The sequence below is a fragment of the uncultured Desulfovibrio sp. genome (genome assembly GCF_944324525.1).
In the GTDB taxonomy this organism is placed as follows: Bacteria; Desulfobacterota; Desulfovibrionia; order Desulfovibrionales; family Desulfovibrionaceae; genus Desulfovibrio.
The window spans coordinates 25,119-46,990 of the sequence record NZ_CALUWS010000024.1; the positions used below are offsets into that span (position 1 = coordinate 25,119).

General features: G+C 63.6%; 18 protein-coding genes. 6 read left to right on the forward strand and 12 right to left on the reverse strand.

The annotated features are described in order from the left end of the window. Positions 1 to 10 precede the first annotated feature (10 nt). The 4 genes from Q0K12_RS07610 to Q0K12_RS07625 all read right to left on the reverse strand — a co-directional run bounded on the left by Q0K12_RS07610 (position 11) and on the right by Q0K12_RS07625 (position 4,309). Positions 11 to 592 (reverse strand): acyltransferase, encoded by a 582-nt coding sequence (locus Q0K12_RS07610; RefSeq protein WP_297261640.1) that lies wholly within the window; start codon positions 590 to 592, stop codon positions 11 to 13. Beyond that, on the reverse strand, positions 589 to 1,758 hold the full coding sequence (locus Q0K12_RS07615; protein WP_297261641.1) for a DegT/DnrJ/EryC1/StrS family aminotransferase: 1,170 nt from the start codon (positions 1,756 to 1,758) through the stop codon (positions 589 to 591). The genes Q0K12_RS07610 and Q0K12_RS07615 overlap by 4 nt, the downstream gene beginning before the upstream one ends. Before the next feature lie 20 nt (positions 1,759 to 1,778). Continuing rightward, positions 1,779 to 3,089, reverse strand: coding sequence for a nucleotide sugar dehydrogenase (locus Q0K12_RS07620; RefSeq protein ID WP_297261642.1), 1,311 nt, complete (start codon positions 3,087 to 3,089; stop codon positions 1,779 to 1,781). A 167-nt stretch (positions 3,090 to 3,256) separates the two neighbouring features. After that, a complete protein-coding gene (locus Q0K12_RS07625) occupies positions 3,257 to 4,309 on the reverse strand; it encodes a Gfo/Idh/MocA family oxidoreductase (RefSeq protein WP_297261643.1) in 1,053 nt (350 codons plus the stop codon). A gap of 194 nt (positions 4,310 to 4,503) precedes the next feature. Between Q0K12_RS07625 and pap the strand changes: the two genes are divergently transcribed. After that, a complete protein-coding gene (gene pap, locus Q0K12_RS07630; RefSeq protein ID WP_297261644.1) occupies positions 4,504 to 6,081 on the forward strand; it encodes a polyphosphate:AMP phosphotransferase in 1,578 nt (525 codons plus the stop codon). A 308-nt stretch (positions 6,082 to 6,389) separates the two neighbouring features. Here the strand turns inward: pap and Q0K12_RS07635 are convergent, their stop codons facing one another. The 3 genes from Q0K12_RS07635 to Q0K12_RS07645 form a co-directional block, all read right to left on the reverse strand. Next, positions 6,390 to 7,433: a transporter substrate-binding domain-containing protein gene (locus tag Q0K12_RS07635; RefSeq protein ID WP_297261645.1), complete on the reverse strand. Its 1,044-nt coding sequence runs from the start codon at positions 7,431 to 7,433 to the stop codon at positions 6,390 to 6,392. 178 nt (positions 7,434 to 7,611) lie between these two features. Continuing rightward, positions 7,612 to 9,081 (reverse strand): APC family permease, encoded by a 1,470-nt coding sequence (locus tag Q0K12_RS07640; protein WP_297261647.1) that lies wholly within the window; start codon positions 9,079 to 9,081, stop codon positions 7,612 to 7,614. Positions 9,082 to 9,222: 141 nt separating this feature from the next. Then, positions 9,223 to 10,065, reverse strand: a complete 843-nt coding sequence (locus Q0K12_RS07645; protein ID WP_296303494.1) for a DMT family transporter — start codon at positions 10,063 to 10,065, stop codon at positions 9,223 to 9,225. Between the two features lie 38 nt (positions 10,066 to 10,103). Here Q0K12_RS07645 and Q0K12_RS07650 point away from each other — a divergent pair, with 38 nt between their 5' ends. After that, positions 10,104 to 10,577 (forward strand): hypothetical protein, encoded by a 474-nt coding sequence (locus Q0K12_RS07650; RefSeq protein ID WP_297261649.1) that lies wholly within the window; start codon positions 10,104 to 10,106, stop codon positions 10,575 to 10,577. On the opposite strand, the gene Q0K12_RS07655 is transcribed toward Q0K12_RS07650, so the two are convergent. The 3 genes from Q0K12_RS07655 to mnmH form a co-directional block, all read right to left on the reverse strand. Continuing rightward, the gene (locus Q0K12_RS07655) at positions 10,519 to 11,613 is read right to left on the reverse strand and encodes a DUF362 domain-containing protein (RefSeq protein WP_297261651.1); all 1,095 of its coding nucleotides are present in this window, start codon (positions 11,611 to 11,613) and stop codon (positions 10,519 to 10,521) included. The two genes, Q0K12_RS07650 and Q0K12_RS07655, sit on opposite strands and share 59 nt — an antisense overlap. A gap of 143 nt (positions 11,614 to 11,756) precedes the next feature. Further along, on the reverse strand, positions 11,757 to 12,947 hold the full coding sequence (locus Q0K12_RS07660) for an alanine racemase (RefSeq protein ID WP_297261653.1): 1,191 nt from the start codon (positions 12,945 to 12,947) through the stop codon (positions 11,757 to 11,759). A 10-nt stretch (positions 12,948 to 12,957) separates the two neighbouring features. Continuing rightward, on the reverse strand, positions 12,958 to 14,157 hold the full coding sequence (gene mnmH / locus Q0K12_RS07665) for a tRNA 2-selenouridine(34) synthase MnmH (protein WP_297261655.1): 1,200 nt from the start codon (positions 14,155 to 14,157) through the stop codon (positions 12,958 to 12,960). Between the two features lie 261 nt (positions 14,158 to 14,418). Here mnmH and upp point away from each other — a divergent pair, with 261 nt between their 5' ends. Together upp and Q0K12_RS07675 are read left to right on the forward strand one after the other, a co-directional pair. Next, positions 14,419 to 15,045 carry a uracil phosphoribosyltransferase gene (gene upp / locus Q0K12_RS07670; protein ID WP_297261657.1) on the forward strand — a complete coding sequence of 209 codons (627 nt, stop codon included), beginning with the start codon at positions 14,419 to 14,421 and terminating at the stop codon, positions 15,043 to 15,045. A 14-nt stretch (positions 15,046 to 15,059) separates the two neighbouring features. After that, positions 15,060 to 16,319, forward strand: coding sequence for a uracil-xanthine permease family protein (locus tag Q0K12_RS07675; protein ID WP_297261659.1), 1,260 nt, complete (start codon positions 15,060 to 15,062; stop codon positions 16,317 to 16,319). A gap of 396 nt (positions 16,320 to 16,715) precedes the next feature. On the opposite strand, the gene Q0K12_RS07680 is transcribed toward Q0K12_RS07675, so the two are convergent. Next, positions 16,716 to 18,113: a histidine-type phosphatase gene (locus Q0K12_RS07680; RefSeq protein ID WP_297261661.1), complete on the reverse strand. Its 1,398-nt coding sequence runs from the start codon at positions 18,111 to 18,113 to the stop codon at positions 16,716 to 16,718. 376 nt (positions 18,114 to 18,489) lie between these two features. On the opposite strand from Q0K12_RS07680, the gene argF reads away from it, so the two are divergent. Beyond that, on the forward strand, positions 18,490 to 19,512 hold the full coding sequence (argF, locus tag Q0K12_RS07685) for an ornithine carbamoyltransferase (RefSeq protein WP_297261663.1): 1,023 nt from the start codon (positions 18,490 to 18,492) through the stop codon (positions 19,510 to 19,512). Positions 19,513 to 19,616: 104 nt separating this feature from the next. Then, entirely contained in the window at positions 19,617 to 20,507 is an 891-nt protein-coding gene (gene bla / locus Q0K12_RS07690) for a class A beta-lactamase (RefSeq protein ID WP_297261665.1), read from the forward strand. Positions 20,508 to 20,909: 402 nt separating this feature from the next. Here bla and Q0K12_RS07695 read toward each other — a convergent pair whose 3' ends face one another. Further along, positions 20,910 to 21,461, reverse strand: coding sequence for a cupin domain-containing protein (locus tag Q0K12_RS07695; RefSeq protein WP_297261667.1), 552 nt, complete (start codon positions 21,459 to 21,461; stop codon positions 20,910 to 20,912). Positions 21,462 to 21,872: the final 411 nt, after the last annotated feature.

Here is a 21,872-nt window from a genome sequence, read left to right on the forward strand (position 1 = left end):
CATGCGGCGTTCAACAGTTTTCCGGTTCCGCGGCGTCAAGCCTGCCGTCCTGGAGACGGTAGCGTTTGCCGCAGGCGGGACAGCGCAGATCCTTCGGCAGCTTTTCCCCGCAGGCGCAGACCCAGCCATGTTGCCGGGCCGGATTGCCGTAGATGAGGGCAAAATCCGGCACGTCCCGGGTGACGACCGCGCCTGCCCCGATCAGGGCATAGCGCCCCACCGTGATGCCGCAGACGATGGTGGCGTTGGCGCCGATGCTGGCTCCCTGCCGGACAAGCGTCGGACGGGCTTCATCCATGCGGCGGATATGGGCGCGGGGATTGAACACATTGGTGAAGACCATGCTCGGCCCGCAAAAGACGTCGTCTTCCAGCGTCACGCCCTTGTAGACGCTGACGTTGTTCTGGATCTTGCAGCCCCTGCCGATGCGGACGTCCGGCCCGATGACCACGTTCTGGCCGATGTTGCAGTTTTCTCCCACCACGGAGCCGGACAGCACATGGGTGAAATGCCAGATCTTCGTCCCGGCCCCGAGGCTGACCGCATCGTCGATGCAGGCCGTTTCGTGCACGAAGGCGGAGGGGGCGCTCATGCCAGGGCCTCGCCGAGCGCCGTGGCGACCCTGGTCACGTCCTCTTCCGTCATGTAGGGGTGGAAGGGCAGGGCGAGGATGTTGCGCGAAGCCTGGAGCGCCGCCGGCATGTCGTCCGCCGCGTAGCCCAGCCCGGCAAAGACGCCAAGGCAGTGCTGCGGCTTGGGATAGTAGATGTTGGTGGGGATGCCTTGCGCCTTGAGGTGTTCCATGACGGCGGGGCGGCTGCCTTCGGGCAGCAGCACGCAGAACTGCGCCCAGGCGCTGCGGTTGCCCTCCGCCACATGGGGAGGCGTCAGCCCCTTGATGCCGGAAAGATGCCGGGCATAGCACTGGGCCACCTGCTGCCGCGCCGTCAGCTCGTCGGGGAAGATCTCCAGCTTGGCCAGCAGGATGGCGGCCTGCAGGGTGTCCAGCCGTCCGTTCAGGCCAAGACGCACGTTGTCGTATTTGTCGCTGCCCTTGCCGTGCACGCGGATGGAGCGCAGCAGGGCCGCCAGATCGTCGTCATCGGTGAAGACGGCGCCGCCGTCGCCGTAGCAGCCCAGCGGCTTGGCCGGGAAAAAGCTCGTGGCGGCCGCGTGGCAGCCCAGGGCGCAGTGGCGTTGCCCGTGATGCGTGCCGCCGAAACTCTGGGCCGCATCTTCCAGCACGAGCAGGTCATGCTCGCGGGCGACGTGCAGCAGTTCCGCGTAGGGCGGGGCCTGGCCGAACAGATCCACGGGGATGACCGCCCGCGGCGTCAGCTTGCGGGTGCGCGCCGCCTCAGGAAGGGGATAGATGCCGGCATCCTGCCGGAGCACGGCCTCCACCGCGCGGGCCAGCAGGTCGGGCCGCATGTTGAAGGTCTGGGGATCGATGTCCACGAAGATGGGCGTGGCTCCCAGCAGCGCGGGCTCCTCGGCCGTGGCGAAGAAAGTGAAGGGCGGCACGAAAACGGCGTCGCCCGGGCCGATGCCCCAGGCCATGAGCGGCATGAGCAGCGCATCCGTGCCGGAGGCGCAGGTGATGCAGTGCCGCGCGCCGGTAAAGGCGCACAGGGCGGCCTCCAGCTCGGCCACTTCCGGGCCCATGATGTATTTTCCGTGATCCAGGACGGCCGTGATGCGGGCCTCGATACGGGAGCGGATGCGCGCCTGCTGCGCGGCGAGATCGATGAACTGCATGGATGCCTCCCCGTAGATGCTTACAGCCGCCAGAGGTCAAAACCGGCTTCGCGCAAGGCGTGTTTGTCCCAGAATCCCTTGATGTCCATGAGGCTGACGGGCTGCGTCTCGAACATGGCCGCGATGGCGTCGGGCGTCAGGCTGCGAAAGCTGTCGTGCGCCACGGCCAGGATGAGGGCATCCAGCCGGCTCAGGGCCGACAGGGGCAGCAGCTCCTGCCCGTATTCGTGCAGGGCCTCGGCGGGGGCGGCCTCCGGGTCGTGCACAAGCGGCGTGACGCCGTATTCCTTCAGTTCCGCCACGATGTCCACCACGCGCGTATTGCGGATATCCGGCACATTCTCCTTGAAGGTGAAGCCCAGGATGCCCACGCGCGCGCCCTTGACGCGCCTGTCGGATTCGATGAGGCGCTTGACGCAGATCTCGGCCACGAATTTTCCCATGCCGTCATTGATGCGCCGGCCGGAAAGGATGACTTCGGGGTGGCAGCCGATCTCCTCGGCCTTGTAGGTGAGGTAGTAGGGATCGACGCCGATGCAGTGCCCGCCCACGAGGCCGGGCCGGAAGGGCAGGAAGTTCCATTTGCTGCCCGCGGCTTCCAGCACCTCCAGCGTGTCGATGCCGAGCTTGTTGAAGATGATGGCCAGCTCGTTCATGAGGGCTATGTTGATGTCGCGCTGGGTATTCTCGATGACTTTGGCGGCTTCGGCCACCTTGATGGACGAGGCCCGGTGGATGCCCGCGGCCACCACGCTGCCGTAGACCTGCGCCAGCAGGTCGGCCGTGGGCTCGTCCGAGCCGGAAACGATCTTGCGGATGGTCTCCAGCCGGTGCACCTTGTCGCCGGGGTTGATGCGTTCGGGCGAATAGCCGAGCGTAAAATCCTGCGGGAAGCGCAGACCGGACTCCGCCTCGAGGATGGGGCGGCATTCCTCTTCCGTCACGCCGGGATAGACCGTGGACTCGTAGCAGACCACGCAGCCGCGCGACATGTGGCGGCCCACCGTGCGGCTGGCCGCGCGTACCGGCGACAGGTCTGGACGGCGATGATCGTCCACCGGCGTGGGAACGGCCACGATGATGACAGCGGCCCGCCGCAATTGTTCGGGATCGTCGGTGAAGAGCGCCTTGCAGGCGGCCAGTTCGGCGCCGTCCACCTCCCGGGTGGCGTCGTGTCCCTGCCGCAGGGCCTCCACCCGGGCGCTGTTGACGTCAAAACCGATAACATCGAAGTGCCGGGCCAGCGCCACGGCCAGAGGCAGGCCAACGTAGCCCAGCCCCACAACGGCGACAGCGGATGTCCCCTGCCGCAGTGCATCGAGAGAAACCATGCCCTCTCCTCTTTCACAACGTTTGAATCTTCTTGCAGCCGGCGCGACGCCTGCTTTTTGCCGGGCATAGCGGCACGCTCGCGGCAAAGAGCGTCCGGCACGGCGAAGCGGCGTCAGGCCGGCAGGGTGTGCCTTTTCCGGTCGGGCGCAGCTCCTCCAGGCAGGCTCTAATACTCCAGCGGGAGCGAAACGGTCTTGTTGTCGCGGGCGCTGCAGTAGGCGGCTATGAGGATCTCAAGGGACTTGAGTCCTTCACGGCCGTCCGTTTCCGGTTCCGCTTCACCGCGGAGCACGTCGATGACGTTCTTGTAATACAGGGGATGCCCGAAGCCGTAGACGGATGTCGTGGCATAGCTCGATTCCGCCACGGTGGCGTCATAATCGCGGGGCTCGTCAAACTTCCAGATCTGGATCTCGTTGACCGCCACGCCGCCGACGCGGGCCGTGCCCTTTTCCCCGATGATGGTGATGGAGCCTTCCAGATTCTTGTCGTAGGTGAGCATGGTGACGGCCATGGAGCCCAGCGCGCCGTTGCGCCAGCGCACGTTGAGCACGCCGGAATCCTCCACCTCGATATGGCGGGCCAGGGTGCCGGTCATGGCCTGCACGTCGGCTATGGGGCCGATGAGCCATTCCAGCAGATCCACATAATGGCTGGCCTGGTTCATGAAGGCGCCGCCGTCCATTTCCCATGTGCCGCGCCACTTGGCGGAATCATAGTAGGATTGCGGGCGGGTCCAGAAAACGTTCAGATGCACCATGTAGATGCGGCCGAAGCGCTGTTCGTCGATGGCGCGCTTGAGCAGCTGGAGCGTGGCGTTGCGCCGGTTCTGCTTGACCACGAAAAGGCGGCGTCGGGCCTCGTCGCAGGCGTGGATCATGGCCAGACCATCCTTCCAGCGGGTGGCCATGGGCTTTTCCGTCATGACGTGCCGCCCGGCGCGGGCGGCCTCGATGACCATCTGCGGATGCAGGCCGCTCGGCGTGCAAATGGTGACAAGATCGCAGTCGCTCTTGTCCAGCAGTTCGGTGAGCGAGGAAAAACCGGGAACGCCGTACCGCTCCACATGGTCGCGCAGCACGGCGGGGTCGCTGTCGCAGACGGCGACCAGTTCCATGTTATCCTGATGCTTTTCTATGGAAGCGAAGTGATTTTTGGAGATGCGGCCGCAGCCGATGATGGCGTTTCGGATCTTTCTGCCGGTAATGGTAGGAAACATGTCGGACTCCCCGGATAAGCTGGCAAAAAGATAGCCTGTTCTCCCCAACCGGTCAAGGAGCGCTCCCGCTACGCGGACGCGGCACGTGTGGCGTTTTTTCCTTGTGATTCATGTCCTGCGGGGATAGACTGCAATATATGGCCCTTCACAAACTCGTGGAGCTTACGGGGAACTTTACAGGCCTAGGAGGTCACATGTTCGAATCCGCCGCGCTTGGGCGAAAATGCGCCGACAAGGAATATGAAGCCGCCATGCAACAGTTGCGACTGCGCCTTTTTGAGGCACAGCGTCAGTGTCTGACCCGCAAGATACCTGTACTCATCACCATAGCGGGACTCAACGGGGCAGGCCGGGGGGCCGTGGCCAATCTGCTTTCCGAGTGGATGGACGGCAAGCATCTGCATCACCATGCCTTCTGGTTTGAAACGGATGAGGAACGGGAGCGCCCCCCCTTCTGGCGCTACTGGCGGCAACTGCCCGCGGCCGGCGAAGTGGGGGTCTTCCTGGGGGGCTGGTACGGGCCTGCCGTGCGCCTGCGGGCCTGCCGGGACATTTCGGAAGATGCCTTCAGCAGCCGTCTGCACCGTCTGCGCGGGCTGGAGAACAGTCTTGCCGCATCGGGCATGGCCATCATCAAGCTCTGGCTGCATCTGGACAAGAAGACCTTTACCCACCGTCTCAAGCACCGTCTCGCGCATCAGGAGGTCTTTCACTTCACGCCGTACGACAAAAAGAGCGCCGACAACTATGACGGGCTGGTGGACGGGATCTCCACGGCCATCCGTCTGACGGACCGTCCGGAAGCGCCCTGGACCATCGTGGACGCCGCCGACGCCAATTACCGTAATCTTTCCGTGGCGCAGGCCATCATCGCCGGCATGGAGCGCGCCATGCGTGCGCAGGATGCCAAAGCCGGGCGCGTGGCTCTGGAAAAGGAACAGGATCAGAACGGGGCCGGCCTCGTGCAGGAAGGTCTTGTCTCCAGCCTGGAGGCCATCGACCTCACGCAGTCGAAGGAGCCGGACCATTACCGCAAGGAATTGAAGAAACTGCAGGACGAAGTTTTTGCCCTGACCTACCATGCCTACCGGCGCGGCATCTCCAGCACGCTCATTTTCGAGGGCTGGGACGCATCCGGCAAGGGCGGAGCCATACGGCGCGTCATCGGCGGCGCGGACGTGCGCATCACCCAGGTCATCCCCATCAGCGCACCCTCGGACGAAGAGCTGGCGCACCATTATCTGTGGCGGTTCTGGCGGCATATTCCGCGTGCGGGCTTCATCACCATATATGACCGCTCATGGTACGGGCGCGTCCTCGTGGAACGGGTGGAAAAGCTTACGCCACGGGAAGACTGGAGCCGCGCCTATGCCGAGATCAACCATTTTGAGGAGCAGCTCACCGAGGATGGCAACATCCTGCTGAAGTTCTGGCTGCATATTTCGCCGGAAGAGCAGTTGCGACGTTTTGAGGAACGGCAGCAGACGCCGTGGAAGCAGTACAAGATCACGGATGAGGACTGGCGCAACAGGGAAAAGCGCGATGCCTACAGCGTGGCGGCGGACGAGATGTTCCTGCGCACGAGCACGGCCTATGCGCCGTGGCACATCATCCCGGCGGAGAACAAGAAATATGCCCGGCTGGCCGTACTGCGCTGCTATCGGGACGCCCTGCGCGCCGCGTTGGAGAAGAAGCCGGAGCGCCGCAAGGATGAACGGGCCCATAATGCCGTCCGTCCCGATGACGGCCGTCCGAAGCACAAGAAAAAGTAGCGTCGTCTTGTGACATGCCGTGCGGGGCGGGGAAGCGAAAGCTTCTCCGCCCCGTCGCTTTTAGAGCGTGCAGTCTTTGTTGCGGAACACGAGGCGGCGGACAGTGCCGCCCGGCCCAAAGTGAGCGGAAAAACGCGCTTTTTATACGAAGCGCCAGACCGTATGGTTTGAACCGGAACGCGTTTCAAGCTGAAAATGCGCTAAAGCGTGAAACGACTCCTCTCGCTATGCGGGGCTGTTTGGGTGTACTTGCGCAGGCGAACAAAAAAGCCGCCTTGCGGCGGCTTTGCTTATGGTGGGAGTCAGGCTCAGGCCTTGGTGGTGGACACCGCGGCCGCCTTGGCACGGTTGGTTTCGCGGATATCCCGGATGCGGGCGCGGGTCGCCCTGGTGACGGAGATCTGCCACCAGGTATGGAAGCCGAAGCCGAGCATGACGATCTCGGTGAAGAAGAAGAACAGCCACTGCAGATGGCGGTCGGCCGGTTCGGGGGCGCTTTCCTGCACCAGCCAGTATTCGGCCAGCGCAGTCTTTTCTTCAGGGGTGATGCTGTCCATCCCCTTCTTGAGGATGCTGAACAGGATGGGCCAGTCCTTGCGCACGGCAATGGCGTGGCCGTAGCTGGACTCCACGCTGCCAACCTTCTCCATCTGCATGATGCCGGCCGTGTGGATCTTTTCCTTCAGGTTGAATTCGTAGTCGATGATGGCATCGGCATCGCCGTCGACCACGGCCTTGAGCGCGTCCACAGTGGTGGCGCAGGGCACCACTTCCACTTCGGGATGGTGTTCCAGGAGGAAGTCATGCCAGGAGTAGGCGGCCACCACAGCCACCTTTTTGCCGTGCAGATCGGCCACGGTGATGTCGTGCAGGCCGGAGGTACGGGGCGCCCTGATGACGCCGGGTTCGTTGATGTAGGGCTCGGTAAAGAGCATATACTCGCTGCGGCGCGCCGTCTGGGCGGCGGCCATGTACATGTCCACTTCGCGGGCCTGCGCGCTGTGCTCGGTGGCGGCCCAGTCATTGAGGCGCAGCGGCAGGAACTGGATGCCGGTCAGGTGGCTCAGAAGCTTCATGTAGTCGCCGCCAAGGCCGGAATACTGACCGCGGCCGTCAAAGGTTTCAATGGGGTAGAAGTAGGGGTCCACACCTACGGTGACCTTGCCGTGGTTGGTGATCCAGGCCTGTTCTTCGGGGGTGAGCTTGCTGATGATGGGTTTCTTGTCCTGGATCAGCTCGTCCACGATGTGCGTCTTCTGCTGGAACACGCTGGGGAAGAAGGTTTCCAGGCCGATGTACACCTGAACGACGGTCAGGAGCAGGGCAAGGAGAATGGAAAGCAATAAACGCATGGTGATACTCCGCTATGGCTTCGACACCTTCGGGGTCGAAGATGACTGGCTTGCTCGGGACGTCCGCGGCCCGACAGGGGGCGGCGCATGACGTGATGAACGGTCGTACACTGCCGGCGGGAGGGGCGGCGCCGGCGTGCGTGTCGCTCCGGCAGCCGCCACCCCGGCGCCAAAACCGCTAAACGATGTCCTCGTCGTCTTCCATGGTGTCGAACAGCACTTCCTGATCGGCTTTGCCGAACAGCAGGTAGCGCATGGTCGAGTGCGGAATGGAAAGCAGTTCCTGCTGCTTGCCCAGGAAGAAAATGGCCCCGAGGGCGACCCAGGCAAAGAGCATGGCCCAGTTGGGCACGTTGATGGCTACGGGAGAGCTGGGGATCATGAGCAGGCCGATGCAGATAAGCGATGTAATGGCGCCCAGAGTGCAGACGGGCTTACCCCAGGAGGATTCGCGCAGCTCAGGGTGCGCAAGCAGATACTTGCGTGCCGTCAGGCAGGCGAAAAGGTAGGCAAGCGCCGTGCCGATGGACGATGTGGCCACGATCCAGTCAAGAGCCGGTCTCCCGAACCACGGCACAATCAAGGTCAGCGCCGTGATGAAGACGACGCTCTTCCAGGCGGTATTGTATTTGGGATGCACTTCGGAGAAGAAGCCGGGCAGGAATTTGCTGCGGCCCATGCTGAACAGCAGGCGCGTGGTGGCCATGAAGAAGCCGTTCATGCCTGTCAGAATGGCCGCCAACACGGGAACGGCAAGGGCTACCCCGCCCCAGCGGCCGAAGATTTGATTGGCGACCCAGCCCGTGGCCCAGTCATGGTTGGCGGCCAGCAGTTCCTTGTAGGGGATGAGGCCGGCGACGCACAGCGTGACGAGGGCGTAGATGACGGCGCCGCAGATGATGGAAAGCAGCATGAGATCACGGGCTTTGCCGGGAGAGAAGGAGAACTCCTCCGCCATCTGCGGGATGGTGTCAAAGCCCACATATAGCCATGGTGTCAAAGCCAGCACCATCATGATGCAGGCAATGGCCGAGCGGTTTTCCGCAAAGAGGGGCTGAAGGTTGTCGAGGCTCGCGGTCTCGGCGGTGGCCGTGCCGATGGTGAGTACCAGCACGCCGATGGTCAGGGCAAAGGCCAGGAAGACCTGAACGGCACTGGCCGCATCAACTCCACGGAAGTTCATATATCCGAAAACGAGCAGGATGACCGTAATGTAGCCCACTTCGCTGAGGTAGATATCCCAGTCCAGAACGGTATAGAGATAGCCGAACTGGATGCTTTTCCCTAGCAGGAAGCGTACCAGCAGAATGATGGCCGTGGCGTTGGCGGCAATGACACAGACATAGCTGAGCACCAGCGCCCAGCCGCAGATGAAGGCTCCCTTGGAGCCGAATCCCGCGTAGGCGTACACAAAAGCCCCGCCCGCCACCGGATAGGGCTTGATGAGAAAACTGTAGCCCAGCGCCACGATGCACTGAAAGAATGCGCCGATAAAAAAAGCGATGATGGTACCCAGCGGGCCGGCATTGGGCAGAAAGGTGATGCCGGGCAGCATGAAACACCCCCAGCCCACGATGGCGCCCAGGGCGAGCGCCAGCACTTCGGTGGGGCCGAGAGTTTTGGCAAGAGCCTCGCGTGCTTCCTCCATCAGCTCATGCTTTTTTGGTAAATCCCCCATGTGATCCTCCAAAATATGATTTGTCCAAAAAAGAACATTGGACACATTAAAGGCAGAAGCCTCGCCCGTCAAGGGCAGGCAACCGACTATATGCAGCGGCCGGCCTTTTGGCTAACCGTACTTGAGTACCATTGTGCCGCAACACACGAGCAGGACGGCCAGGATGCGGCTGGGCGTAAGCTTTTCGCCCAAAAAGATGACGGCCATGAGCATGCCGAAAATGACGGATGTCTCGCGCAGGGCCGCCACCATGGCGATGGGCGCCTTGGTCATGGCCCAGATGGCTATGCCGTAGGAACCCAGGCCGCACAGCCCGCCGAAGATGCCTATCCCCCCGCGCTGCCGGAGATAGGGCAAATATTCACGACCATGCCGCAGGAAGACGTAGATATGCAGCGGGAAGATGTTGAGGAAGAAGATCCAGCAGGCGTAGGCCACGCCGTAGCCGTCGCCGCCGGCCGACGCGCCGAAACCGTCCGCCAGCGTATAGCCGGCGATGACGAAGGAGGTGCGCAGGGAGATGAGGATGCCCCGCAGGTTGGCGTGCCGTTTCAGATTGTCCAGGGAAAGCGCCAAGATGCCGAGGCAGAGAATGGCGACCCCGCTCCAGCTCGTCAGGCTGAGTCCCTGACCGAGGCAGAGCATGACGATGGAAGTGATGAGGGGGGCGCAGCCGCGCATGATGGTGTAGCCGATCGAAAGATCGACTTCCTTGTAGGCGGCGGAGATGCAGATGTAATAGGTGAGGTGACAACAGCAGGAAAGGGCCAGAAACGGCCAGCAGGCGGCAGGAAGCGGTGGGAGGAACGGCAGGATGAAGAGCGTGCCGAGACCTCCTCCCAGAGCGTTGAGGGCTGACTCGAAGAGCTTGTTGTCCCCTCCTTTGACGATGATGTTCCACGTCGCGTGCAGAAGGGCGGCTCCAAGAACCAGCAGCAAGATATGGCTTGGCAAAACGAACCTCCCCCATTTGCCGACAGTATGCAGAGTCGATGGCGCATCCTGCCATGAGGGAGGAAAAAAGGCAACAACCTGGCGGGTTTTTGAGCGGGATTCCAGCGGTCGCGGCGTTTGCCTTGCTGGAGCTTGTGTGGAAAAAATATTTTTTTCAGATGGTTACTTTTTGTCATAAAAATAAAAGAAAACCTCTTGTTTTCTTTTTCACAAATAGGCCGGGAGCAGAAAAAGCCTCCGGTGGCAGGCTGCCGCCGGAGGCTCGTATCATGCGAGTGATGAGCCGTCAGGCCCGGTTCGTCAGCAGGTTGGAGCTTTTCCCGTTTGAAACGTTTTGCGTTTCAAACCCTACGGCCTGGCGTTACGCGGAAAAACGCGGTTTTTCCGCTCACGTTCAGCCGGGCGGCGCTGTGCCGCCGCCTCGCGTTTCACCTTTTTCCAAAGTGAAACGCTCTAGATCTTTTCCAGCACATACTGGCGGCTGCCGAGGCCGATCTCCTCGCCATAGCTGAGCTGCAGGGGACCGCGGGTATTGGGCCAGCGTGCCGTGAACTTGTCGTCGCCGGGCGCGACCTTGAGGGAGGGATCGAGGCACGGGGCCTTATTGACCAGGTCAAAGCAGGCCTGATCCAGGGCCACGGGGTCGGTGGAGGCCAGCAGGCCGATGTCCGGCACCAGCGGCATGTCGCTCCAGGCCACGCAGTCGCAGTCCGGGGTGACGTTCATGACGAAGTTGATGTAGCAGACGTTCTTCTTGCCCTTGACGGCCCCGAGGGCGTATTCGGTCATGCGCTCCACGAAGGGAGCCATTTCCGTGGCCCAGTCGATGCTGATGGCCTTGGTCGGGCAGACGGTGATGCACTCAAAGCAGCCGATGCAGAGGGACGTGTCCACACAGCTTTTCTTGTCTTTCAGGCTCAGGGCCTTTTGCGGGCAGTTCTTCACGCACTTCCCGCAGCCGACACAGGTGGCGGCATCCACGGACACATGGGTGCCGTGCTGGTCGCGCTTGCCGCGCACCGAGGCCCCGCCCATGGCCAGGTTCTTGATGGCTCCGCCAAAGCCCGCCATCTCATGCCCCTTGAAGTGCGAGAGCACCACCATGCTCGGGGCGCGGCGGATCTCCGTGGCGATGTGCACTTCCTTGAAGTGCTTGCAGTTGATGCGCACGGGCACGTCGTTCTCGCCGTAAAGGCCGTCGGCGATGACCACGGGGGCCTGCACGACCGACGGCGCGAAACCGTGGCTGTAGGCGGTCTGCAGATGGTCCACGGCATTGTGGCGGGTGCCGGAGTAGAGCGTGGTGGTATCCGTCAGGAAGGGCTTGCCGCCCGCGCTGTGCACCTTGTCCACCACCTGGCGCACGAGGGCCGGATTCAGGTGTGTGTCGTTGCCGTATTCGCCGAAGTGCAGCTTGATGGCGGTGAGGTCATTCTTGCGGACGACCCGCTTGAGGCCCACCGCGTCGCACAGCCGCGCCAGCTTGGCGATCTTGCTGTCTTCGTGCGAGCGGGTGTGCATGTCCGTGTAATAGACAGTTGCAGCCATGATATCCTCCTTGGTTAGGCAGGCCGGCGGTGCTGCTCCCGGGGCGGGACATGCCCTGCCGGCAAGGTGCGTGTATCGTGTCGTCGCGTCGGCGGCAAGACCTGCCGGCGGACATTCCCGCGCCGGCGGGACGGCGACCGTCCCTACCAGCCGCGGATGCGTTCCCAGCAGGCCGTGATCTGCCCCTGCCGCAGCACATGGTAAGTGTCGTACTGTGCGGCGGTGGCGCAGGCATGATTGGGCAGGATGCGCAGGCGGCTTCCCGGGGGGAAACGCTCATGCAGGGCCGGAACGGGGACGGCCTCCCCGGGACGGAAACTGATGATGCCGTGCTCCTGATTGCACTCGCTGACCCGCAGGCCCGGCAAGGGCGTGCCGTCCAGAGTGCAGGGCAGGCCAAACCCCCAACGGGCGAAGCATTCGTCCAGACCGCGGTCCTGGGCAAGGGCCATCCAGCCGGCGTCCGTCACCAGCGCCCCGTCCTGACGGCGGTGGCCGATGACCGTGGCAAGGACGCTGAGCGCCACATCGTCCGTCGTGCAGACGCCAAGGCCGCACATGGTCAGATCCATAAAGGGATAGACGCCGGCCCGGACTTCGGTGACGCCCTGCGGATATTCGCCCAGCAAGGCGGTGGGCGTGGAGCCGACGCTGCGTACCGCACAGGCGTATCCTGCGGCCTGCAGGCGTTCGGCGGCGGCGACGACCGCGTCGCCTTCCTGGCGGGCCAGGGCGGCGATCTGGGCCGTATCCGTGCAGGCATAGGCGGCGCCGGCATGCGTCAGGACGCCGCGCAGCTCCAGAAAGGGCGATGCCTGTACCGCCGCGGCCACGGCAAGGAGCTCGTCGCCCGCCGGATCAAGGCCGCTGCGGTGGCCGTCGCAATCCAGTTCCAGCAGGACGGGGAGGGGCGTGTCCTCGGCGGTGCACAGGCGCTTTGCCGCCGCATCCAGCAGCGCGACCGTCACGGGGTCGTCCAGCACGACGGAAAGATCCGTCCCTTCGCGGCGCAGGGCAAGCACCCGCTCCAGCTTGTCGGGCGTCATGCCCACGGCATAACAAATGTCCGTCACGCCCCGGGCCGCGAAATATTCCGCCTCGGCGAGGGTGGAGACCGTGGCCGGCCCGGCGGGCGTCCGCAGGATGCGCTGCGCCGCGGCCATGCTTTTGCACGTCTTGAGGTGCGGCCGCGCGGCCAGGCCCTGGCGGGCCAGATGGCGATTGAAACGGGCGATATTGCCCGCCATACGCGCCTCGTCAAGCAGCAGGCAGGGCGTGGTCAGGGCCGGATCGTCCGGCGCACAGGGAAGGTTCAGGCGGGATGGTGGCGTCATGGGCGACTCCTTACCGGGGGTTGGGAAAGACGGGAGGGCACGGGCTGCCGGAGGCGGCCTCCGCAACCAGCGCCGTCAGCCGCCGGGCGGTCTCCTGCGGCGCATCCGCTTCGCAGGTCAGGCGGCCCAGCAGACGGCCGCTGCGCTGCGCCTGCTGATGACCGTAACATTTGTCGTAATAGTGGAGCACGCGTCCGACGGCTTCGTCAAGTCGTCCCTCGCGCACCAGTTCGCAGCAGCGCGCGCAGGCTTCGCTGCCCAGACGGCGGTGCAGTTTTTGTAAGGCCGCGCATAGGGCCTCCACGATGTCCGGGGCCGGGGGAGAACCCGGGGCGGCGCTGCCGTAGATGGCGACAAGGCGGCGGATGCGCAGGGGCAGCGGCAAGTCCACCACCAGCAGCGGCGAGGTGTCTATATGGCGGAAGAATTCTTCGCAGAGCGTGACATGGCCGATGCGCCGGCTCTCATCCTCCAGCCAGACCGGACGCCGGGGATCCAGCGTACGCCATTGCTCGAAGAGGCTGTTCTCAAAAGCTTCGTTGCCGGGCTGGCCGCCGTTCAGGGCCACGGCGCCGAAGGCGGAGCCCCGATGATGGGCAAGGCCTTCCAGATCGATGATCTGTTCTCCCCGGGCGGCCAGCGCATGGAGGATGTCCGTCTTGCCGCAGCCGGTCATGCCGCCCAGGACCAGCACAGGTCGCGGCCGGGCCAGCTCCTTGCGGACATGGGTACGGAAGGCGCGATAGCCGCCGCGCAAGAGGTGCACGGTAAAGCCGCAGCTCTCCAGCAACCAGCCCACGCTGCGGCTGCGCAGGCCGCCCCGCCAGCAGTGGAGCAGCACATGGCGGCAGGGCGTGGACGGCGTTTTCGACAGGGCCGGGAGCGTGCCGGCCGACGTTGCGGAACAGGCGGACAGCGCGGCGGCGGCATCCGGCGTCAGCGGCCGCGGCGGACAGATCCGCCGGGCGGATTCCACCATATCGGCCAGGCGGCCGCCCACCAGCCGCAGGGCGAGAAGGGAGGCGACCTCCTGCCCCTGCCGGGCGTAAGCGGTGCCCACCTGGGCGCGCTCCGCATCGGAAAAGAGGGGGAGGTTGTGGGCCCCCGCCATATGCGCCGTCTGGTATTCGGCAGGGGAGCGGACGTCCAGCAGCGGCAGGCCGGCGTCACGCAGGCGGAGGAAATCTTCGATGGAGTGCAGCACAGGCATGGCAACTATCCCCGCAGGGCGCGCGAAAGCGGATTCGTTTCAGAAAATGCCGCCACGGGGACAGCATCATACATTCTTGGGAGCAAAGAGCGACTTTTTCCGCAGGATGGCCCTGTCCGGCATCCTGACGCTGGGCTCGTGCTACGCCAAAACGGACGGCCTGTAAATACGCGAAGAAACTGCCGCTTGACAGGCAAAAGGGGAGAAAGCTAGGATAAAAAAGTTTATTTATAACTATTTTACAGTGTTGAGGAGGCCGTTATGGCTGTGCATGTGGTCGATCATCCGCTGGTGCGGCACAAGCTCGGGCTGCTGCGCCGGGAGTCCACGGGAACAGGCGAATTTCGCAGTATCGCCAATGAGCTGGCCCGCCTTTTGAGTTATGAGGCCACCAAATCCTTCAGTACCGAAAAGATCACGGTGCAGGGATGGGCCGGGCCGGTGGAAGTGGAGGCCATTTCCGGCAAGAAAGTAACGGTCGTGCCCATCCTGCGGGCGGGGCTGGGGCTCATGGACGGCGTGCTGGACATGGTGCCGGGGGCAAAGATCAGCGTGGTGGGCCTGTACCGCAACGAGGAGACCCTTGAGCCCGTGGAGTATTACGTCAAGCTGGCGGGCAATCTGGAACACCGTTTTGCCATCATCCTCGATCCCATGCTGGCGACGGGCGGTTCGCTCATCGCCACCATCGATCTGCTGAAAAAGCGGGGCTGCCGCCAGATGTGCAGCATCAATCTCGTCTGCGCTCCGGAAGGCATCGCCCGCCTGCAGCAGGCCCATCCCGACGTGGACATCTACACCGCCGCCATCGACAGTCATCTGAACGAGCATGGATACATCATCCCCGGTCTGGGCGATGCGGGCGACCGCATTTTCGGCACGAAATGATGACGGGAAGCGACATGAATTCCGTGACCGCCCATGACGATCCCTGCCGCTACGTCTTTCGCCTGCGGGAGGCGCTGCTCGGCGCGCAGATGCTCTTTGTGGCCTTCGGCGCGCTGGTGCTGGTGCCGCTTTTGACCGGGCTGGACAGCAATGTGGCCTTCTTCACCGCGGGCGTCGGCACGCTGATCTTTCAGATCGTGACGCGCGGCAAGGTGCCTATCTTCCTGGCGTCGTCCTTCGCCTTCATCGCGCCCATCATGTACGGCGTGAAGACCTGGGGCGTGCCCCTGACCATGGGGGCGCTCATCTTTTCCGGCCTGCTCTATGTGGCGCTGAGCACGCTCATCCGCTTTCGGGGGACCGCGGTCATCCTGCGCATCCTGCCGCCCATCGTCACCGGCCCGGTCATCATGGTCATCGGTCTCGTGCTGGCGCCGGTGGCCGTCAAGATGGCGCTGGGCCTCTCCGGCGACGGGACGCAGCAGCTTATCCCCCGCGGCACGGCCCTGGCGCTCTCCATGTCGGCCCTGCTGACGACCGTTGCGGTCTCCCTGCTGGGACGCGGTCTGCTGCGGCTGATGCCCATCCTTTGCGGCATCGCCGTGGGCCTGCTGGTGGCCCTCGGCCTTGGCGTGGGCAACTGGGACGCCGTGCACGCCACGCCGTGGTTTGCCCTGCCCGACTTCGTGCTGCCGCAATTCTCCTGGGAGCCCATGCTCTTCATCATCCCCATCACCGTGGCCCCGGCCATCGAGCACTTTGGCGACATCATCGCCATAAGCTCGGTGACGGGCAAGGACTTCCTGCGGGATCCGGGCATCAAGAACACCATGCTGGGCGACGGTCTGGCCACTATGGCGGCCTGCGCGCTGGGCGGCCCGCCCAATACCACTTATTCCGAAGTGACGGGCGCGGTGACGCTGACGCGAGCCTTCAACCCCGCCGTCATGACGTGGGCGGCCATCTGTTCCATCCTGCTCTCCTTTGTGGCCAAGGTGGGGGCCTTTTTGAGCTGCATCCCCACGCCGGTCATGGGAGGGATCATGATCCTGCTGTTCGGGGCCATCATGGTGGTGGGACTGAACACGCTGGTGCGGGCGGGGCATGACCTGCTCCAGCCGCGCAACATGGTCATCGTGGCGCTGATCATCATTTTCGGCGTGGGCGGCATGCAGTTCGACTTCGGTTCTTTCACGCTGGCGGGCATCGGCCTGGCGGCGGTCACCGGCGTCCTGCTCAATCTGCTGCTGCCGCGCGATAATCCGCGTGACTAGGGGCAATTTCTGTTTGAAACGCTCTGCGTTACGGCCTGTCGTTTTGCGGAAGAAAAAAACGCAGCTCGCACACGGCGGCAAGACGACAAAAACGGCGGCATCCCTGCGGAGGCCGCCGTTTTTGTATCCTGTCTCCAAGAGCGGATTCGCAGGGAAGTTGTGTCCAATTTCCCTGCTGACGCTGCCCTCACACCACGGAAAAGGCGTGGTTTTCCGTGTGTTCGGTTGCGGGTAGTCGCTCTCGCGACTACTGGAGCAGTTGCCGTTTGGAACGCTTCGCCTCGCAGAACCATACGGTCTGTCGCTTCGCGGAAAAAACGCGGTTTTCTCGCCCTCTCTGGGCCGGCGGCGCGGTGTTGCCGCTTCACGCCGTGCCTTTTTCAACGGCAAAGCGCGCTATTGCCGTGGAGCCTGCCCCTGCGGATCGTCTCCTTCTTCCGTCTCGCCGGCATCCGCCGGGGTGGGCGTTTCCAGCGCTCCTTCGGAAGCGGCGGGCACGAGCTGCGGCAGCGCCAGTCCCGTAAAGATGCAGTCCTCGCGAGTGGCGGCACGCGCACGCGCATAGAAGGCGTCGACCGGCAGGTTGGGCTCGCCGTTCTTGCCCACACGCACGGTGAAGGCCGCCAGGCTTTCTTCGTCCTCAAAGGGCGTGCTGCTGTGCAGGGTCTCCAGTGCATGCGCAAAAAACTTGATGCGTACGACCTGGCCGCCGTCCTGCTGCCAGAGCTCAAAGGTCAGCGCGGCCGCGGGAGGGATAAGATCCACGGGATAGCCGGAAGCCTGCCAGTGGATGTCCAGCAGGGCGGCCACATTGGCTATGTTCACATCCGATCCCACAAAGACCACGATGGGCGACCGGTTGGCCCGGCTGTCCGTCAGCTTTCCCCGAAGGGCGGCGACAAGCTCATTGAGCAGCGTGCTGCCCTGCGCGCCCGCCACGGAGGGCGTCCGCTGCACGGCATTGAAAACGGCGCTGTGCAGGCTCAGGATCTGCCGCATGGTGGCGGTATCGGCCTGCCCCCAGGCGGCGGGCTCGCTGGGCCACTGACTGAACTCCCGCAAAAAGACGTCCGTCAGGCTGGAGGCGATGCCGAGCCCGCCCAGGATGAAGGCGCTGGTCCCCTGCCGGGCAATGGCGACGGAAGAGGGGATGGCGGACAGACGGCAGCCGGGCGGCAGGGCATAGCGCAGGCAGAGCTCCGCATCCGCCGGACCGATGATGCTGTCCAGCAGGGAGAGCTGCTGCGCGTATGCGGCATTGAGGCCGGGCAGACCGTCCTGCATATTGTTCAGCACGTCCTTGGCCGTGGCGGCAAAGTGGAAGGTGCACATGCCGTTCTGGACGGGGTGGAAAAGCGGGTCGGGCGACAGACTGCCGACGGCGTAGCCGTTATTGCCCTGGGGCAGGATGCCTTCCAGCAGGGCCGAGGCGGTGGCGCGCGCTGGCTGACGGTTGTCGGCACGCACATAGACGGCGGCCGGCGAGGCATTGGCGGGCAGCACGCCCAGCGCCAGATAGCGGTTGCGCAGCTCGCTCCAAAGCTCGCTCACCAGAGCCGCCCCACGACGGGTCAGCTCACCCCGGCTCGCGGGCCATTGGGGCCAGGTGCGTTCCGTCCAGGAGTCCAGCATCGCTTCACTTTGCAAAGGGGCGCTCACCCCGGCTCGCGTTAGAGCCACCACCTTGAGCAGGCGGGGCGTGGATGGCGAATCGGCGGCCGCTGCCGCTGACGTCAGGCAGAGCAGGCAGCAGATGACAGGCAACAGGATGCAGACAGGGCAACGTTTGCGCATGGGGCTCTCCTTGCCGGAAAGTATAGCGGCAAAGGGAATGGTGGGCAATGGGAAGCAGGGCCGGATACCCTTCGGGAGCCCTCGGTACGGCGCAGCGCCTCCGCATGGACAAGGGGGGCTTCCCGTGCTAGGTTCGTCGCTCACTGATCGCATTTGCGGCAAAACGGCCTCTCGCGCTGGCTTTGGCGGCAAAACGTCTGCGTGGCTCCTGCCCAGTCCCCGGTCTTGGTTTTCGCGCATGCCGTGCCGTACGGGAGCTCTCCCTTGTCGGAAAGCCGCTGCCGCAAGTGCCGCCCGGGCGCATGCCGCGTCACGGGTTTCGGTCATGCACAGGAAGAATATGGACTAGAGCGGCCCCGCAGGGGGTGGAGATCGCATGAGCAGACTGACCAATCGTCATTTTTTGAAGGAAACGGACTTTACTCCCGAGGATTTCCTCTACCTGCTGGATCTGGCGGCGGCCCTGAAGAAGGCCAAGAAGGAACGCCGCGAACCGCGTTTCCTGGAAGGGAAGAACATCGTCCTTCTGTTTGAAAAGGATTCCACCCGCACCCGCTGCTCCTTTGAGGTGGGCGCGCACGATCAGGGCGCTTGCACCACCTACCTCGGGCCCTCCGGTTCCCAGATGGGCAAGAAGGAATCCATGGCCGACACCGCCCGCGTGCTCTCCGGCTTTTATGACGGCATAGAGTACCGCGGCTTCGGGCAGGATATCGTGGAACGGCTGGCCTCCTATGCCTCCGTCCCGGTCTGGAACGGCCTGACCAACGAATGGCACCCCACCCAGATGCTTGCCGACATGCTGACCATGCGCGAATGCTGCACCAAGCCCCTGCGTGAGCAGACGCTGGCCTATCTGGGGGATGCCCGCTACAATATGGGCAATTCGCTCATGGTCTGCTGCGCCATGCTGGGGCTGGATTTTCGTTCCGTGGCCCCGCGCCCCCTCTGGACGTCGGATGAGGTCTACCAGACGGCCTGCGCCATCGCCGAAAAGACCGGCGCGCGCATCACCCGTACCGAAAGCGTGGAAGAGGGCGTGCACGGCTGCGACTTCCTCTATTCCGACGTCTGGGTGTCCATGGGCGAGCCCGATGAAGTCTGGCAGGAGCGCATCAACCTGCTGACGCCTTACAGCATCGATGCCGAGGTCATGCGCAAGACCGGCAACCCGCAGTGCGGTTTCCTGCACTGCCTGCCCAGCTTCCATAACCGGGAAACCACCATCGGCGAAAAGATCTACCAGCGTTTCGGCCTCGAGTACATGGAAGTCAGCGACGAAGTGTTCGAAGGGCCCAACAGCTACGTCTTTCAGGAAGCGGAAAACCGCATGCACACCATCAAGGCCGTCATGGTCGCCACGCTGGCCGACGTGCCGGACGCCTTCATTTACGGCTGATCCGGCGGTCTGTTGCCATGTTCTTGCAGGGGAGTTGCCGCCGGACAGGCGGCGGCTCCCCATTTTTCTTCAAATCTCTCTCTGCATAAGGAAAGGAGTTCGCCATGCTGTTGCCGGTATCCCGCCTGCCGCTTTGCCTCTGCTGCTGTCTGCTGCTTCTTTGCGTCGCCCTGCCGGTCAGGGCATACGCTCAGGACGACGCCGCGGCGACCGCGGAACTGCGCGCGCTGGAACAAGAGCATCAGGCCCGCATCGGTCTTGTGGCCGTGGATGTGGACAGCGGGCGGAGGCTGGCATGGCGCGGTGATGAGCGCTTCACTTTCTGCAGCACCTTCAAGGTGCTGCTGGCCGCCTGCATACTGGACCGCTCCGTCAGCGAGCCGAACCTGCTGACGGAGCGCCTGCACTGGTCCCCCCAGAAAGAAGTGGACTGGTCGCCCATCACCGGCGGGCACGGCAGCGACGGCATGACCATCGCCGAGCTCTGTGCCGCCTCCCTCGGCTTCAGCGACAATACCGCCACCAATCTTCTGCTGGATCGCCTCGGCGGGCCGCGCAGCGTGACGGATTACGTCAGAAAGTTGGGCGACGTCACCTTTCGTCTGGACAGGATGGAGCCGGAGCTCAACCTGTCGGCTCCCGGCGATGAACGGGATACGACCACGGCGCTTGCCTATGCCCGGACGCTCCAGTCTCTGCTGACGGGGCAGGCCCTGCCCCCCGCACAACGCCGGCAGCTGCTGGCCTGGATGGCCGCCTGCACGACCGGCACGGGGCGCATACGCGCCGGTCTCCCGGCAGACTGGCGGCTGGCCCACAAGACCGGCTCCAGCGGCGGCCTCGCCCATGACGTGGGCCTCGCGGAATCCCCCGACGGCCGGCGGATTCTCCTGGTCATCCTTACCCGTTCGCCGGATAACGCGGACATGGCCCGCAAGGAAGCCCTCATCGCCTCTGCCGCCCGCTGCGCCCTGCGTGCGCTGGGAGTGCTATAGGGCAAGGGAGGATTTTTGCGAGGGGGAGAAGGGGACCTTTTTGCGAAAAAAGGTCCCCTTCTCCCCCTCGCGCTCCCCCTCATCCCTCCAAAAACGTTTTTTCTGATCTCTGTATGGCGTCGTGATGCGGCAAGGCGTCCCTGTCCTCTCACGTCCCCCGGCAGCATGTCAGGCGGGACCATCCGGCAGGTCGTATCCGGATCCCGCCTCGTATCATTTTTCGTGTGCCTCGGCTGGCGTGCGTTCGGGAAGCTGACCTTGAGGCCAGACTGTCCGACAGCAACAGCGGCAAAAGTTTTGGAGGGGAGAAGGGGGTACGGGGGAAGAGGGGAGACTTTTTCAAAAGTCGCCCCTCTTCCCCCGTCTCAACCGTTTTGAGCGGCATACGGAAGGGAGAGCTGTTCAGGCTCCTGCAGGAGTGGGGGAAAGAAAAAAGTCGTCGAGGATGCGCGAGGCGGCGGCGTCACAGTGGGGGAGGCTGTGACGGATGCTGTCGGCGTCCGGGGCAAGCTCGAAGTCGGCGAAGTCGAAACCTGGCGCAACGGTACAGCCCACGAGGGCATAGGGGCTTCCCGGACAGGGCATGGCGCCGAACCAGCAGCCGCCGGGCACGACATGCACAAGCGCTTCTCCGGCGGTGATGTTCTGCCCCAGCAGACAGTCCTCTCCGCTGCCGTCAGGATGGATGATTGCCAAACGCAAGGGGCCGCCCAGCAGGAAGTGCCAGATCTCATCAGAATGCAGGCGATGCAGCCGTGAGTGCTGGCCGGCGCGCAGCAAAAAGAGGATGGATGTGCTCCACGGCCTTTCTCCGGCATAGCAGGCGGGCAGGGCTTGTGCGGCGATGCGGCCGCCGCTGCACCAGATGCGCCGGTAGAAGCCGCCTTCGGGATGCGGCTGCAGGCCATAACGGGTCACGAGCTGATCGCTGGAGATGTCCGGCAGTTGGCGCATGTATGCCTCCTCTGGCACTATCCGTTAGAGTTTTTTCCGTTTGAAACGCTCCAAGCTATCTGACATGCGCCCGGGCGTCCAGCGCGGAGGTGAGACAGTCCGTCGTCTACATCGGCAAGAGCCGTGACAGAGCAATTCCACATGGAAAATGTGGATTGCTCTGGTAGCCGCGAGAGCGGCTACTCGCAACCGAACACACGGAAAAACCACGCTTTTTCCGTAGTGTGAGGGCAGCGTCAGCAGGGAAATTGGACACAATTTCCATGCGAATCCGCCCTGGAACAATTCCACATGGAAAATGTGGATTGCTCTGGTAGTCGCGCGAGCGGCTACCCGCAACCGAACACACGGAAAAACCACGCTTTTTCCGTAGTGTGAGGGCAGCGTCAGCAGGGAAATTGGACACAATTT

What these genes read in the sequence shown, in the direction of transcription:
- Q0K12_RS07610 (WP_297261640.1), bottom strand. Translation starts at nt 592, where the DNA reads ATGAGCGCCCCCTCCGCCTTCGTGCACGAAACGGCCTGCATCGACGAT.
- Q0K12_RS07615 (WP_297261641.1), bottom strand. Translation starts at nt 1,758, where the DNA reads ATGCAGTTCATCGATCTCGCCGCGCAGCAGGCGCGCATCCGCTCCCGT.
- Q0K12_RS07620 (WP_297261642.1), bottom strand. Translation starts at nt 3,089, where the DNA reads ATGGTTTCTCTCGATGCACTGCGGCAGGGGACATCCGCTGTCGCCGTT.
- Q0K12_RS07625 (WP_297261643.1), bottom strand. Translation starts at nt 4,309, where the DNA reads ATGTTTCCTACCATTACCGGCAGAAAGATCCGAAACGCCATCATCGGC.
- pap (WP_297261644.1), top strand. Translation starts at nt 4,504, where the DNA reads ATGTTCGAATCCGCCGCGCTTGGGCGAAAATGCGCCGACAAGGAATAT.
- Q0K12_RS07635 (WP_297261645.1), bottom strand. Translation starts at nt 7,433, where the DNA reads ATGCGTTTATTGCTTTCCATTCTCCTTGCCCTGCTCCTGACCGTCGTT.
- Q0K12_RS07640 (WP_297261647.1), bottom strand. Translation starts at nt 9,081, where the DNA reads ATGGAGGAAGCACGCGAGGCTCTTGCCAAAACTCTCGGCCCCACCGAA.
- Q0K12_RS07650 (WP_297261649.1), top strand. Translation starts at nt 10,104, where the DNA reads ATGGCGCATCCTGCCATGAGGGAGGAAAAAAGGCAACAACCTGGCGGG.
- Q0K12_RS07655 (WP_297261651.1), bottom strand. Translation starts at nt 11,613, where the DNA reads ATGGCTGCAACTGTCTATTACACGGACATGCACACCCGCTCGCACGAA.
- Q0K12_RS07660 (WP_297261653.1), bottom strand. Translation starts at nt 12,947, where the DNA reads ATGACGCCACCATCCCGCCTGAACCTTCCCTGTGCGCCGGACGATCCG.
- mnmH (WP_297261655.1), bottom strand. Translation starts at nt 14,157, where the DNA reads ATGCCTGTGCTGCACTCCATCGAAGATTTCCTCCGCCTGCGTGACGCC.
- upp (WP_297261657.1), top strand. Translation starts at nt 14,419, where the DNA reads ATGGCTGTGCATGTGGTCGATCATCCGCTGGTGCGGCACAAGCTCGGG.
- Q0K12_RS07675 (WP_297261659.1), top strand. Translation starts at nt 15,060, where the DNA reads ATGAATTCCGTGACCGCCCATGACGATCCCTGCCGCTACGTCTTTCGC.
- Q0K12_RS07680 (WP_297261661.1), bottom strand. Translation starts at nt 18,113, where the DNA reads ATGCGCAAACGTTGCCCTGTCTGCATCCTGTTGCCTGTCATCTGCTGC.
- argF (WP_297261663.1), top strand. Translation starts at nt 18,490, where the DNA reads ATGAGCAGACTGACCAATCGTCATTTTTTGAAGGAAACGGACTTTACT.
- bla (WP_297261665.1), top strand. Translation starts at nt 19,617, where the DNA reads ATGCTGTTGCCGGTATCCCGCCTGCCGCTTTGCCTCTGCTGCTGTCTG.
- Q0K12_RS07695 (WP_297261667.1), bottom strand. Translation starts at nt 21,461, where the DNA reads ATGCGCCAACTGCCGGACATCTCCAGCGATCAGCTCGTGACCCGTTAT.